Below are 14,261 nucleotides of genomic sequence, written 5' to 3'. Positions count from 1 at the left end.
TGATTTTCATAAGTTGTTGATAATTGGTGCCAATATTAAGATGCGCTAATTCTTGTCATTTTAAGTACAACCCGCAGAGCCACTGCGTTTGCCCGGCGATTTAGTGCCTAACCCACAGGCTTATCCACAGATTTAGTGGATAACTCCCGCAACCTCAGGATAATCGCGGCTTTAGCCCCTTTTACACATAGCCGCCCTTTTCGCTGTAGGGATGTAATTTTACTACATTTGAAAACCCAGCCTATCAGAGGAGTGTCGTCGGCTGTCATATAGCGTCAGCATAAAATGCCAATAGCCGATAAATTTCAGCCAGATATGGCCGTTAAAGCAGCAAAATGCGCACTTAGCGATCACTGTGCGCATTAGATGAGCACTTAACAGCATAATTACACTTTTTTTGCCAAGTCGAGTTGACTCATGTGTAAGAGCGATTTAATATGCGCTCCGTCTTCAACGACGAGTCGCTTACACGATTCCCCAGTAGTTCAGTCGGTAGAACGGCGGACTGTTAATCCGTATGTCACTGGTTCAAGTCCAGTCTGGGGAGCCAAAGCGTCAAGTTGAAGAGGATGAGTTAGCTATATAAGATGTTCCCCTGTAGTTCAGTCGGTAGAACGGCGGACTGTTAATCCGTATGTCACTGGTTCGAGTCCAGTCAGGGGAGCCAATATAGTTAACCATATAAGTATCAATTCCCCAGTAGTTCAGTCGGTAGAACGGCGGACTGTTAATCCGTATGTCACTGGTTCAAGTCCAGTCTGGGGAGCCACTTATAGCATAGAGAAGTATCTACTCCCCTGTAGTTCAGTCGGTAGAACGGCGGACTGTTAATCCGTATGTCACTGGTTCAAGTCCAGTCTGGGGAGCCACTTCACTATCATATCTCTCTCGATTCCCCAGTAGTTCAGTCGGTAGAACGGCGGACTGTTAATCCGTATGTCACTGGTTCAAGTCCAGTCTGGGGAGCCACCTTCTTAAGTTTTATCCTCAGCGTTAACCTAAAAAACTCATCGGCCATAAAGCGTTAGACTATCTGTTTCAAATTTAGCTAGAATGGGAAGTCGATCAATTTAGGTTACTTTTTATGGGCGTTGGAAAATCTATACATCTATTGCTGATAACGGCTTGTCTTGCCTTAACGGCACTGGCGTATCTCAACCAGCGACAAGAAATCGCCGCAATAGCCGACTTCCAACTTAAGGAATATCAGGCCGATCCCATCTGGCAACAGCCCCTGCCCGAACAAGGCCAGGCGCTCTATGCTCTGCTAACTAAGCAATATGAGTTTCAATTCTTTCAATATGTGCATCAGTTAGACGGCAACCTCAATTACACCCAGGGCCAGCTGATCGCCTCAAAAACAGATCTGGCAACTGCACTCTTTAATCAGCCAAGGGAAAATACCCAGGCACTGCCCCAAGGCCGGCTGCAGGTTAAACTCTCCAACCGTACCATAGCCAAGGATGCACTGACTCATTTTACCCAAACTCTTATCTGGATAGTCGGTGGCTATCTGGCCCTGGCGGTACTCTTTACCCTGTTGATGGCCAGACAGAAACGGGCCATCAATTATGCGGTCAATGCCCTGGACGGCTTCGCCGAGCTTAAATTTGATGCCATCGCCCAGTCACGTTTTCACGGTGAACTCAAACCCTTAGGTAAGGCACTGGAACATTGCCGCATTGCCGTGCACGATAAAATCGATCAGCTACAGCAACAGACAGAGCAGCTCAATCGCGAGGCCTACCAAGATCCCGTTACCCTATTTGGCACCCGCCCTAAATTTACCGAGAAGCTCGACGCCCTCGCCAAGCCAGGCAAGTCGCGCATCGGACTCATGGCAATGATTAAGGCCACCGAACTGGGTCATGTTAACCAGAGCCAGGGGCGCGCAGCGGGAGATGACTATCTCGCGGGTGTTGCGACCTGCATCCGTAAGGCACTGCAGGGAATGCCTAATATCGAGGCGTTTAGGATCAGCAGCGCCGATTTTGCCGTCTTTATACCGGATCTGGTATTAAAGGATGCCCAGCAGCCGCTGGAGAAATTAAAAGCCCAGTTCGATGAGTACCAGCAAGGCAGCGATCTCGATTCGGTCGCCTATATTGGCATGGTGCCTTACGAGCAAGGCGGCGACGCCCTGTCTCTGGTCTATATTGCCGATGCCGCCGTAAGCATCGCCCAGACACTCGGCCCCAATAGCTATCATGTGCAGGAAAAACTGAGCGACGAGGAGCTGGTTGGCGATTCCCACTGGAAGCTGGCCATCGAAGATATTATCAAGCGCCGCGCCATCAAGTTTCACGCCCAGGATATTCAACCCTGTCGCGGCGCCGACAACGTCTATCGCGAGTTGCTGTCGCGCTTCTATAGCAGCGAGGGCAAGTTTCTACCAACAGGCACAGTGATCGCCATGGCCGAGCGTCATGGGCTCAGCGTAGAGCTTGATAAGATCATCATACTCAGTACCCTACGCTTGCTGCTCGACACCCCGACCTTCACCGGCGCTTTGGGGATCAATATCAGTACCGCCTCGGTCAACCAGCCCGCCTTTACTGCCTGGCTGAAAGATATCTTCGTACGTCAACGCCAGATCGCCTCACGCCTGGTGTTGGAAGTAAATGAGGCAGGAATGCAGGCCAATATTCGTCAGGCCCATAAGTTTGTGCGCGACATGCACAGTGTCGGCGCTCGGGTGGCGGTCGAGCACTTTGGCATGGGCTTCACCTCCTTCAAGTTCTTTAAAGAGATCAGACCCGACTTTATTAAGCTCGATGGCAGCTACTCTCAAGCAATAGACACAAATAGCAACAATCGCTTCTTCGTGAAGATGATAGTCGATGTGGCCCGTAAACAGTCGGTGAAGGTGATCGCCTCCAGTATCGAGCGTCAGGAAGAGAAGTTTGCTCTGGAGCAGCTTTTGGTGGACGGCCTACAAGGCTTTTACATCGCTAAGCCTAAACCATTCACCCTAAAGGATGAACAATCTGCGCGCAGTCAGACGGCGGGATAAATAATCCCTTCATTCTTTGTGTTGTTTATCCCGGCCGAAAGGCTGATAATACCCGTAAATTAGATATAGATAACCCATTGAGATGAGCGAATATCTCCTCCTATTGATCGGTACAGTGCTGGTCAACAACTTTGTATTAGTTAAATTTCTCGGCCTCTGCCCCTTCATGGGAGTCTCGAGTAAGTTGGAGTCGGCTATCGGCATGTCGATGGCGACTACCTTCGTGCTCACCCTTGCCTCTATCTTAAGCTACCTGGTCGACAACTATCTGTTGACCCCTTTCGATCTCAGCTATCTGCGCACCATGGCCTTTATCTTGGTTATCGCCGTCGTGGTGCAATTTACCGAGATGCTGGTACAGAAGACCAGCGCCGCCCTGCATAGGGCCCTGGGGATCTATCTGCCGCTGATCACCACCAACTGCGCCGTTCTGGGTGTTGCTCTGCTCAACGTCAACGAGAAGCACGATTTTATCGAATCGGCCATCTATGGTTTTGGCGCGGCGGTCGGTTTCTCCATCGTCTTAATCCTCTTCTCCGCCATGCGTGAGCGCCTCGCTGCCGCCGATGTTCCGGCGCCCTTCAAAGGCGGCGCCATCGCCATGATCACTGCAGGCCTGATGTCTTTGGCCTTCATGGGCTTCACAGGTTTGGTTAATTAAGCATGAGCCAAGTTATTATTGCCATCATCCTATTAGGATTACTCGCCCTCGCCTTCGGTGCGCTGCTGGGTTACGCCGCCGAAAAATTTAAGGTCGAAGGCGATCCCATTATCGACCAGGCCGAGGCACTGCTGCCGCAAACCCAATGTGGCCAATGCGGCTATCCAGGCTGTCGTCCCTACGCCGAGGCGATTGCCAACGGCGAGAAGATCAACAAGTGTCCACCGGGCGGCACCGCCACCATGGAGAAACTTGCCGAGTTGATGGGCGTCGATCCCGAGCCGCTCAGCGCCAGCGCCGAGACCCAGGTGAAGAAGGTCGCCTTTATCCGCGAGGCCGAATGTATCGGCTGCACTAAATGTATTCAGGCCTGTCCGGTAGATGCCATCTTAGGCACAGGCAAGCAGATGCACACGGTTATCACAGATTACTGCACAGGTTGCGATCTGTGTGTCGAGCCCTGCCCAGTAGACTGTATCGACATGATCCCAGTTGCCGAGACGCTGCAAAACTGGAGCTGGCAGCTCAATGCCATACCTGTGGTCAATATTAGCGAGGAATCTAAGTGTTAACCTTGTTAGAACAGATAGATAAAGGCACACTCTGGCGTATCCCCGGCGGTATTCACCCACCCGAACATAAAACGCTTTCCAATCAGAGCAAGATAAGCCGCTTGCCCCTTGCGGACCACTACCTCATTCCTGTCCCGGGCGTCGGCGAAAACTGCACCTTAGCCGTGAAAGTCGGCGACACTGTGAGCAAAGGGCAGCCCCTGACCCTGGGCGAAGGCTTTCGCCATCTGCCGGTCCATGCCCCTGTCTCAGGCAAAGTCGTCGCCATCGAGGAGCGTGCCAGCAACCACGCCTCTGCACTCCCCGTGCTCACCTGCGTAATTGAAAACGATCATCAGGAGCAGTGGATCGAAAGCGTTCATGCGCCCCTAAGCCTTGAGCAAGTGGCCGAGATGGACAACGACGCCATCATCAGGCGGATTCAGTCGGCGGGCATAGCGGGCCTTGGCGGCGCGGCCTTCCCAACCCATATCAAGCTCAAACCGGTTAGCGAGATTGAACTGCTGATCATCAACGGCGTCGAGTGTGAACCCTATATCACCTCAGACGACAAGCTGATACAGGAAAGCTGCGATGAGATCGTCCGCGGCATAGAGATAGTCCATCAATTACTCAGCCCGAAACGCATTATTGTCGCCATCGAAGACAATAAACCTGAGGCCATCGAGCAGATGGGCCATGCGCTCAATCGCAGCCAGCTACCGAGTCACTGCGCGCGAGTGAGCAAGATCCCCACCCTCTACCCGTCGGGCGGCGAGAAGCAACTTATCCAGATCCTCACAGGACAGGAGGTGCCATCGGGTGCCATTCCGGCCAACCTGGGCATTCTGGTGCAAAACGTGGGCACCGCCTACAGCATCGCCCAAGCAGTCTATCGCAACATGCCGCTGATCGAGCGCGTGGTGACACTGACAGGCCAAAATATCGCTAAGCCCGGCAACTACTGGGTTCCTATCGGCACGCCAGTCGAGCACCTGCTAGAGGTGGGTCAGTTTAGGGGCGATGCCAATGCCCCGGTGATCATCGGTGGTCCCATGATGGGCTACATGCTGCCGAATGTGGCGGCGCCTATCACCAAGGGCACCAACTGTGTCCTGATGCCGAGCGAGCAAGAGATTGCACCGCCGAGTCCGGAGCAGCCCTGTATCCGCTGCGGCGAGTGTGCCCAGGCCTGTCCAGCGCAGCTGCTGCCCCAGCAGCTGTTCTGGCATGCCAAGGCCCAGGAATATGACAAGGCTGCCAGCTACAATCTACGCGACTGTATCGAGTGTGGCTGCTGCAGCTATGTCTGCCCGAGCGACATTCCACTAGTGGAATATTATCGCGTCGCCAAATCTGCCCTGCGCCAAGAGGCAGAAGAGAAGAAACAGGCGGAGCTTGCCAAGCAGAGATTCGATTCCCGCACCCTGCGCCTCGAGCAGGAGAAACAGGCGCGTGAAGAGAAAGCCAAACAGGCGGCTGAGCGTCGCAAGGCGCAGATGACCGGCTCTGATAAAGATGCCGTCGCCGCCGCCATGGCAAGAATCCAGGCCAAGAAGGCTGCAGAAGCGCAAGCCTCAGCAGGCGCTACAACAGATAAGCCACAAGACAAGGTCGCCGCCGCTATCGCGAGGGCCAAGGCTAAGAAAGCCACGCAGAAAGCTTCCAGCGAAACAGAAACTGAGACGAGCAAGCTATCAGCATCAAATGCCGAGAGTACCGCCGGCAGTACATCCGCTCCTCTGAGTCAGAAAGAGAAAGTCGCCGCCGCCATCGCGAGAGCCAAGGCGAAGAAAGCCGCACAAGACACGATCGATACAACTGAAGCAAGCCAAGCGCCCGCTCAGCAAGGTGCTGAGACTGAACCGTTAAGTCAGAAAGAAAAGGTCGCGGCGGCAATCGCCCGCGCCAAGGCCAAGAAAGCCGCTCAGGCAGGCTCTAATGAGCAGCAAGCCGCGACTGTTGAGCACAGCGACGAGCCAATTGAACGCAGCGACGAGCCAATTGAACGCAGCGGCGAAACTGCTAAGCCCAGCGAAAACCAGAGTAGTGCTAACGCAGACAATGCCGAAGGCATCGTGAAGGCAGATACAGAGGCAGCCAAGAAGGCAAAAATTGCCGCCGCCGTCGCTAAGGCTAAAGCCAAGAAGGCACAGCAAGCCGGATCAGGACTAGAGCCAAAAGCGGAAGCCGCAACTGATGCAGAGCTAGATCCAGCGGCACAGGTACAAGCTGAAGCGATAGACAATGCAGAGGCCAACAGTCCTGAGGCCATCAAGAAGGCCAAGATAGCCGCCGCTGTCGCCAAGGCTAAAGCCAAGAAGGCTCAGCAGGCCGGATCAGGCGATGAGCCAAAAGCGGAAGTCACAACTGATGCAGAGCCAGCTAAAGCTGAGGCGAACGATGATGCCGAGGCCAGCAGTCCTGAAGCTATCAAGAAGGCAAAGATAGCCGCCGCTGTCGCCAAGGCCAAGGCGAAAAAAGCCGCTCAGGCAAGCGAAAGTAATGAACAACTAGCGCCCAGTGAAAGCCAGACCGATACCGAAGATGTTGCCGATGCCAGCAGTCCAGAGGCGATCAAGAAGGCCAAGATAGCCGCCGCTGTCGCCAAGGCCAAGGCGAAGAAACTGGCTAAGGCCGAGGCAGAGAGCCCAAACAATGAGCACAAGGATTAATCATGGCATTTAAGTTGGCCTCATCGCCACACCTATCCACCAAGGCACAAACCCGTGGCCTGATGTTTAAGGTCATGCTGTGCGCCCTGCCCGGCGCGCTAGCCCAGTGCTACTTTTTCGGTTGGGGAACCCTGATCCAGATAGCCTTGGCGATCGCCATAGCAGTGGCTACAGAGGCGGCGGTATTAAAGTTACGTGCGCGTCCCGTGGGTAAGACCATCAGTGACAACAGCGCGGCCCTCACAGGCCTGCTCATAGGTGTGGCGATTCCCGCGCTTGCGCCATGGTGGATTGCGGCCATAGGCGTTGTCTTTGCCATCTTAGTGGTCAAACAGCTCTACGGCGGCCTTGGCAACAACATCTTCAACCCGGCCATGGCGGCCTATGTGATGCTGCTGATCTCCTTCCCGGTGCAGATGACCACCTGGGTCGCCCCAAGCGGCGCCGCCTTGCATGACCTGGGGCTGTTGCAGAGCCTGAGTGTCATCTTTCAGGGCGCCGACGCCGAGCAGATCCTCGCCTATCGCGTCGGCATAGACGGCGTGACCATGGCCACGCCTCTCGATGCGGTCAAGACAGGCCTCTCCACCGGCCTGACGTTGGATGAGATTTTAACTAAGGCCAGCTTTAGCAACGGCTTTGGCATCGGCTGGGCGCTAATAAACCTGGCCTACCTGGCTGGCGGTCTGGTGATGCTCAAGCTTAAGCTGATCCGCTGGCAGATAAGCACCGCCATCTTGGCCAGTCTATTTGTCTGCGCCAGCATAGGTTATCTGCTAAGCCCTGATACCCACATGGGCCCAATGCTGCATCTGTTTTCAGGCGCCACCATGTTAGCGGCCTTCTTTATCGCTACCGATCCTGTGACCGCGGCGACCAGCACCCGCGGCCGACTGATCTTTGGCGCCCTGATCGGTCTCCTGGTCTACTTGATCCGCAGCTTCGGTGGCTATCCCGATGCCTTTGCCTTTGCCGTGCTGCTGGCAAACCTGTGCGCGCCATTTATCGATTATTATGTCAAACCCCGAGCCTACGGCCACAGAGCAAGCCGCTAAGCCCACGGCAGGAGTATGAAGTGAAACGTTCTATCGTCAAAAATGCTAGCTTACTGGGATTATTCGCCCTCCTGTGTACCGCCTTGGTGGCCCTGGTTAACCAGTTCACCTTCGAGCGGATCAAGCAGCAGCAAGATCTCGAGCTGATGCGCACCCTGCATCAGATCATCCCAGATGAGATGCATGACAACGCACTTATTGAGCACTGCATCCTGATCCAGGACGCCGATGTGCTGGGTATAGATGAGCCCCTGCCCGCCTACATCGCCAGCCAAGGTGGTGAGCCGGTAGCCATCGCCATGGAAACCGTCGCGCCAGACGGCTACAACGGTCAGATTAAGCTGATCGTCGCCATCGATGCCAAGGGCGAGGTTTTAGGCGTGCGAACCCTTAACCATAACGAGACGCCGGGCCTTGGGGATAAGATCGATCTGCGTAAGTCTTCCTGGGTACTCGGCTTTAAGGGCCAGAGTATTCAGGGCGAGCAAGATAAGCGCTGGGCTGTGAAGAAAGATGGCGGTCAGTTTGACCAGTTTACCGGCGCTACCATCACGCCAAGGGCCTATGTCGGCGCGGTTAAGCGCACCCTGACCTATTTCAACGCCAACAAGCAGACCCTGTTAAACCGCCCTGCCAACTGTGAGGTCCAGTATGAGTAACTATCGTGATATCGCCTGGCAAGGACTGTGGAAGAATAATCCGGGCCTAGTACAGCTTCTGGGCCTGTGTCCGCTGCTGGCGGTCACCGCTACCCTTACCAATGCCATCGGCCTTGGCTTAGCGACACTTGTGGTCTTGGTCGGCTCCAACGTGCTCGTCTCTCTGGTGCGGGAGTTTGTGCCCAAAGAGATCCGCATCCCCGTATTTGTGATGATCATCGCCGCGCTGGTGACCTGTGTGCAGCTGCTCATCAACGCCTATGCCTATGGCCTCTACCTGTCACTGGGGATCTTCCTGCCGCTTATCGTCACCAACTGTGTCATCATTGGCCGCGCCGAGGCCTTCGCCTCACGCAACAGCGTGGTTAAGGCGGCGTTTGATGGCCTGATGATGGGACTGGGTTTCACCCTAGTGCTCATGCTGTTAGGCGCTTGCCGCGAGATTTTGGGCCAGGGCACACTGTTTGACGGTGCCGATCTGCTGCTTGGCGACTGGGCCAAGGGACTAACGGTTCATCTCTGGCAGGTGGATACCAACTTCCTGCTGGCCATGCTACCGCCTGGCGCCTTTATCGCCATGGGTTTTCTCATCGCTATCAAGAACATGATCGACAAGCAGCTCGAGGCGCGTAAACCAGCCCCAGAGGCCGCGCCAGCCGTCACCCGCGCCCGCATTACCAAGGTGAGTTAAGTAATGAATACCGAGAAACGTCGTAAGATCCTGGAGATCTTTCGCGATAACAATCCTAAGCCAGAAACCGAGCTTAACTTCTCCTCTCCCTTCGAGCTGCTGGTTGCCGTCACCCTGTCGGCCCAGGCCACGGACGTAAGCGTCAACAAGGCCACCGACAAGCTATTTCCCGTGGCAAATACCGCCCAAGCCATCTATGACCTAGGCGTCGAGGGGCTCAAGGAATATATCAAAACCATAGGCCTGTATAACAACAAGGCAATCAACGTCATCAAGGCCTGTGAGATCTTGCTGAAGAAGCATGGCGGCGAGGTGCCCGAAGACAGAGAGGCACTCGAAGCCCTGCCTGGCGTGGGCCGTAAGACGGCCAACGTAGTGTTAAACACCGCCTTCGGCTGGCCGACCATTGCCGTCGATACCCATATCTTCCGCGTCGCCAACCGCACCAAGTTTGCCATGGGCAAGAACGTGGATCAGGTCGAGCAGAAGATGTTAAAGGTAGTACCGGCCGAATTTAAGGTAGATGTGCACCACTGGTTTATTCTTCACGGTCGCTATACCTGTGTCGCCCGTAAGCCAAGATGCGGCAGTTGTTTGATTGAAGAGCACTGTGAGTTTAAAGAGAAGGTCTACCCGGACGAATAGGCGTTCATGCTTGAGCTGATTCTTGAGTAAACTCTTAAGCAAACTCTTGAATAAAAATAAGCTCTCAAAGATAAAAAGCCGCAGATGCGGCTTTTTTCAGGCTCAATAGCGAGGGTTCGCTGCTGAGCTATACCAATCACGGTAAGTAAGTGATAAGAAATAGCACGGGAAAAACGTTCGAGAACAAGGCAGCATTTTTTGATAAGTAGTTATTCTACAATCACAAATGGTAACACCGTTATCGGACGTTTTAACACGCTAGAGTGATCAGGTATTTACTACGATTGGTATCAAAACATACAGACAAAAAACACAGATAGAAACAGTGCTATGGTGACCGTTAATCCCAGGGCCATTTTCAATTCGTTTGGCATCGACAACTCCTCTAGTAACCAAGCTCAATTATCCCTGTAGCCCGGGTTAACGCCAGCGACATCACCCCATTCTGTGACAAGGATCATGTCGATTTACGCCTGTTCTTCCCAGGCTGTCATTGAGCAAGCAAACCGATAGCGCAGATTTAAATGGCGGATAAATAAGGTATACTTGGGCCTAGCATTCCCCTAAAAAGAGGTCCTTATGGCACAACTTTTACACACCATGCTGAGGGTCGGCGATCTCGATCGTAGCATACATTTTTACACCGAGATCCTGGGCATGAAGCTACTGCGCAAGTCCGAGAATCCAGAATACCGCTATACCCTGGCCTTCGTTGGCTTCGACGAAGAGGCAACTGGTGCCGCTGTGGTCGAGCTCACTTACAACTGGGATACAGACAAGTATGACCTCGGTACCGGTTTTGGTCATCTGGCCATTGGCGAAGAGGATATCTACAGTCGCTGCGCCGCTATCGAAGCCGCCGGTGGCAAGGTGACCCGTCAGCCAGGGCCGGTTGCCGGTGGCACGACTGAGATTGCCTTCGTGGAAGACCCAGATGGCTACAAGATTGAGTTCATTCAGATGAGATCTGCCCAGCATGGCTTAGGCTAATTTTGATACTTGCATAAAAAAAGCGCCCTAGGGCGCTTTTTTATTTCAAACTGCTCGTTAGAACTTAACGGTTACACCGCCGTAGATCTGACGACCGATAGTGTCGTAAACCTCAGGCACTGTGCCAGCCTCGTTACCACTTGCCACCATCACTGGCTTCTCGTCGGTGAAGTTCTTCACGCCCAGGCTTGCCGTAATGCTGTCGTTGATGTGGTACATACCCGAGATGTTGTGGTACAGCACTGAATCAACTGTGTCACCGTAGTTAATGTCATCCATCTCACCGATAAAGCGGTTAGAGTACATCAGACTCCAGTCACCCTGGCCGGCTTTAACGCTGAAGTTGTTCTTCACCTTAGCGTAACCACCGAACATACCGCCGATAGTGCCAGTGTAATCGATACCATCCTGTTCAAACTCGAGCAGGTAGGTCAGATCGTTGCTGATGCTCCAATCCAGACCCAGGCCTTCGAAACGGTAAGCCAGGTTAAAGTCGATACCACTGGTGTCTTGATAGCCCACATTGGTTAGCGGGTTAGTCAGGTTCTCCAGGTTACCGTCAGGGGTAATTCCGAAGGTTTCACAAGCTGTCGTATCACCTGCGTGACAAGCATTCAGACCCGCCTGAACGTCCAGACGCGAGATGGCGTCTTTGATCTTGAAGCGCCAGTAGTCCAGCGTCAGTGACATGCCGTCGATGTAGCTTGGCGAGTAGACCAGACCAGCAGTGTAAGACTCAGACGATTCCGCCTTCAGATCGGGATCTGAGGTGTAGTTCACCAAAATCTGTGGGTCCTGCTCGTTACCCCAAGGATCGTCCAGGTAGTCGTATGAACCCACGTTACCGCCATACAGCTCGCTCACGTTTGGCGCGCGGAAACCGGTAGCCGCCACGGTGCGAAGCATAAGATCATCGGTCGCCTCATAGGTCAAGCCTATCTTCCAGGTCGACGCATTACCGAAGGTTGAGTAGTCGTCGAAACGCAGCGCAAATTCACCGGTTAGCTTGTCGGTGAAAGGTACGCTCACCTCTTGATAGACAGACACCACGCTGTAGCTACCATCGGTAGGATCTTGCTGGGCTGCTGTGCCTTCACCGGCAACGATCACTGGATCTGGATTGTAGTAACCGCTGTCATGGCGATACTCGGCGCCAATCGCATATGCTACTGGGCCCGCTTCCAGGTCGAAGGCTTCGCCGCTGATCACGCCTGATACTATGTGCTGCTCGTTACCACCTGTAGTGCTTTCCAGGTAGCTGATATCATCGACGATGGCTTGAGACAGTGGGTCACCGCTGAACCAGGCATCCTGGTTGTCATAGACAGACTGCGCCATGTTCTTAGCGTTGATTGAGTTGTGCACCCAAGTCTCTGCCTTGTTCTTACCATAGGTGTAAGAAAGATCCCATGCGATGCCTGTGTGAACATCGAACTCACCGGCCAGACCCGCTGAGACACGCAGAGTGTCTGTGTCTTGCTCATAGATACGGTTACCCGCATCAGTGGTTCTTCTGCGATATTCGACGCGGCCTTGGTCGTCAGGCGTGATGCCACCGGCAACCATCTCGTCGGTAAGCGTGATGCAGTTACCTGTAGAAGTCGGCGTGCACACATCTAACATCACAGAAGCTGGCTGAGCCGCCATCATCTGCTCAGATTGACGCTTGGTGTAAAGCAGGTCGCCGGTAAAGACGATTTCGTTCGCAAACTCTTGGGTCGCGTTGGCGAAGAAGCTGTAACGCTCATTAGGCGTCTGTAGCCAGCTGTCCTGGGTAAAGTCATAACCTTCGGTGCGATCGACCCAGTTGCCGTTCTCGTCTTGTACCTTGCCGCCTAATGAGCCGGTTGGGATAAAGCTACTGGCCCCCTTCTCTACCCAGTCGCGATCTTTTTGCATCACGCCGCCGCGGTCAGAGTAAGCCACACCAAAGGTATAGTTGCCACCGTCTGTGTTGAAACCGTAAAGCGCACTGATCTCAACGTTTTCGCCGTCGCCCTTGTCGGTCGCGCCGCCATTGATGTCCAGCTGGAAGCCTTCGAAATCTTTCTTGGTGATGATGTTCACTACACCGGCAATCGCGTCAGAGCCATAAACCGCTGAGGCACCATCCTTCAGGATCTCCACACGGGCGATCATCGCCACTGGGATAGTGTTCAGATCCACTGCACTGTCGGCGCCCGAACCTGAGTTCACCATACGGCGGCCATTTAACAGCACCAGAGTACGGCTGGCGCCCATACCACGTAGATCCACCTGGGCGACACCGTCCGCACCATTGTTAGTGGTAGAGCCTACTGCCATACCCGCCATGGCAGGTTGCGCCTGTAGGATCTCATCGACCGAATTGTAACCCTCGGCGCGAATAGCACTGGCGTCGATAACGGTAACAGGTGAAGCCGTTTCCATGTCTTGACGTTGGATGCGTGAACCCGTTACCGCGATACGTTCAAAAGAGGCACTTTCTTCGGCAGCAACTGCATTGTTGGCAACAAAATATCCGCTGGTCGACACTGTCGCAATTAAACTAAATTTAACTGCCGCAGCTAATCTGCTTGTTTTAATCATGTAAGTCTACTCCCTAATTCAATTTTTATTCGGCGCCGTTCTTTTATTTATTCAACGCTCGATTCGATACTCTCCTTTCACCCCAAATGCGTCAATCCACCAATTAATTAACCAATGAAAAATAAAAGTTAATACAAAGTATTATTTAAGTAACATCGCAAGTTTAATATTTCTACTAAATGAGTGAATAAGCATTCACTTGGTTTAATTAACTAGAAAATTTGATCCGAGCCAGTGTTTTCTTCCGCAAGAGTTGCAACACAATCACAACGCACACAAAAGACAAAAGTGTGACACCCATCACAAAATGACTGTCTAAACACTTGTTTCAATCTGACGTTTTTACGCCGACAGCACATAAGCACGCCAACATTAACAAATCCGCCGACCTGAGGCTTAAATGAATAAGGATGCTGAGCAGTGATCAGGCGTGCTTGTTACAATATTTTACAAACGCGCAGAAACTCAGCGTTAGTGAACTTATCTCTCTACCTAGCTTCCACGCCACTGCATTAAATCAATTACTGACTTAACGCATTTAATTTTAAGGAGTAACCAAGTGCGGAATTAATAAAATGGATATAAATCAAGCTTCAATTTAAATACACTCAATCTTTGTTGGAAATTAACAAAGTCACTAACAAGTAGGCTTATCAAATTATATATGTGTAACGCTTTGTATCTTTTATTCCTTTTACAGGAACTCTTTTAGCTTAAATTTTAAACCAAGGGATTCAGGAGTAGGATTCAGGA

At 52.8% G+C, this 14,261-nt stretch carries 10 protein-coding genes and 5 tRNA genes; 14 read left to right on the top strand and 1 reads right to left on the bottom strand.

Annotation, left to right across the window (positions count from 1 at the left end):
• Window positions 1-474: 474 nt before the first annotated feature.
• From K0H81_RS09365 to gloA, 14 genes are all read left to right on the top strand, one after another.
• Window positions 475-550, top strand: a tRNA-Asn gene (locus K0H81_RS09365).
• Between the two features lie 41 nt (window positions 551-591).
• Window positions 592-667 (top strand) — tRNA-Asn (locus K0H81_RS09360).
• Between the two features lie 26 nt (window positions 668-693).
• Window positions 694-769: transfer RNA gene (locus K0H81_RS09355), tRNA-Asn, on the top strand.
• A 24-nt stretch (window positions 770-793) separates the two neighbouring features.
• A tRNA-Asn gene (locus tag K0H81_RS09350) sits at window positions 794-869 on the top strand.
• A gap of 24 nt (window positions 870-893) precedes the next feature.
• Window positions 894-969, top strand: a tRNA-Asn gene (locus tag K0H81_RS09345).
• A gap of 115 nt (window positions 970-1,084) precedes the next feature.
• Window positions 1,085-3,013 (top strand): EAL domain-containing protein, encoded by a 1,929-nt coding sequence (locus K0H81_RS09340; protein ID WP_220060686.1) that lies wholly within the window; start codon window positions 1,085-1,087, stop codon window positions 3,011-3,013.
• Window positions 3,014-3,095: 82 nt separating this feature from the next.
• On the top strand, window positions 3,096-3,674 hold the full coding sequence (gene rsxA, locus K0H81_RS09335; protein WP_144204255.1) for an electron transport complex subunit RsxA: 579 nt from the start codon (window positions 3,096-3,098) through the stop codon (window positions 3,672-3,674).
• A gap of 2 nt (window positions 3,675-3,676) precedes the next feature.
• Window positions 3,677-4,246 (top strand): electron transport complex subunit RsxB, encoded by a 570-nt coding sequence (gene rsxB / locus K0H81_RS09330; RefSeq protein ID WP_220060685.1) that lies wholly within the window; start codon window positions 3,677-3,679, stop codon window positions 4,244-4,246.
• On the top strand, window positions 4,240-6,900 hold the full coding sequence (gene rsxC / locus K0H81_RS09325; protein WP_220060684.1) for an electron transport complex subunit RsxC: 2,661 nt from the start codon (window positions 4,240-4,242) through the stop codon (window positions 6,898-6,900). Before rsxB ends, rsxC begins: the two co-directional genes overlap by 7 nt.
• A gap of 2 nt (window positions 6,901-6,902) precedes the next feature.
• Entirely contained in the window at window positions 6,903-7,955 is a 1,053-nt protein-coding gene (gene rsxD / locus K0H81_RS09320) for an electron transport complex subunit RsxD (RefSeq protein WP_220060683.1), read from the top strand.
• Window positions 7,956-7,975: 20 nt separating this feature from the next.
• Window positions 7,976-8,614: an electron transport complex subunit RsxG gene (gene rsxG / locus K0H81_RS09315; RefSeq protein WP_144204259.1), complete on the top strand. Its 639-nt coding sequence runs from the start codon at window positions 7,976-7,978 to the stop codon at window positions 8,612-8,614.
• A complete protein-coding gene (locus K0H81_RS09310) occupies window positions 8,607-9,305 on the top strand; it encodes an electron transport complex subunit E (protein WP_144204260.1) in 699 nt (232 codons plus the stop codon). Before rsxG ends, K0H81_RS09310 begins: the two co-directional genes overlap by 8 nt.
• A gap of 3 nt (window positions 9,306-9,308) precedes the next feature.
• Window positions 9,309-9,950 (top strand): endonuclease III, encoded by a 642-nt coding sequence (nth, locus tag K0H81_RS09305; RefSeq protein ID WP_144204261.1) that lies wholly within the window; start codon window positions 9,309-9,311, stop codon window positions 9,948-9,950.
• Between the two features lie 579 nt (window positions 9,951-10,529).
• On the top strand, window positions 10,530-10,940 hold the full coding sequence (gene gloA, locus K0H81_RS09300) for a lactoylglutathione lyase (protein WP_220060682.1): 411 nt from the start codon (window positions 10,530-10,532) through the stop codon (window positions 10,938-10,940).
• A 57-nt stretch (window positions 10,941-10,997) separates the two neighbouring features.
• On the opposite strand, the gene K0H81_RS09295 is transcribed toward gloA, so the two are convergent.
• Entirely contained in the window at window positions 10,998-13,508 is a 2,511-nt protein-coding gene (locus K0H81_RS09295) for a TonB-dependent receptor plug domain-containing protein (protein ID WP_220060681.1), read from the bottom strand.
• Window positions 13,509-14,261: the final 753 nt, after the last annotated feature.

The organism is Shewanella halotolerans (assembly GCF_019457535.1).
In the GTDB taxonomy this organism is placed as follows: domain Bacteria; phylum Pseudomonadota; class Gammaproteobacteria; order Enterobacterales; family Shewanellaceae; genus Shewanella; species Shewanella halotolerans.
This window is presented reverse-complemented; position numbering and strand designations above follow the sequence as displayed.

Coding starts and splice junctions, on each gene's coding strand:
- K0H81_RS09340 (WP_220060686.1), top strand. CDS start 1,085: ATGGGCGTTGGAAAATCTATACATCTATTGCTGATAACGGCTTGTCTT.
- rsxD (WP_220060683.1), top strand. CDS start 6,903: ATGGCATTTAAGTTGGCCTCATCGCCACACCTATCCACCAAGGCACAA.
- rsxB (WP_220060685.1), top strand. CDS start 3,677: ATGAGCCAAGTTATTATTGCCATCATCCTATTAGGATTACTCGCCCTC.
- rsxA (WP_144204255.1), top strand. CDS start 3,096: ATGAGCGAATATCTCCTCCTATTGATCGGTACAGTGCTGGTCAACAAC.
- K0H81_RS09310 (WP_144204260.1), top strand. CDS start 8,607: ATGAGTAACTATCGTGATATCGCCTGGCAAGGACTGTGGAAGAATAAT.
- nth (WP_144204261.1), top strand. CDS start 9,309: ATGAATACCGAGAAACGTCGTAAGATCCTGGAGATCTTTCGCGATAAC.
- K0H81_RS09295 (WP_220060681.1), bottom strand. CDS start 13,508: ATGATTAAAACAAGCAGATTAGCTGCGGCAGTTAAATTTAGTTTAATT.
- gloA (WP_220060682.1), top strand. CDS start 10,530: ATGGCACAACTTTTACACACCATGCTGAGGGTCGGCGATCTCGATCGT.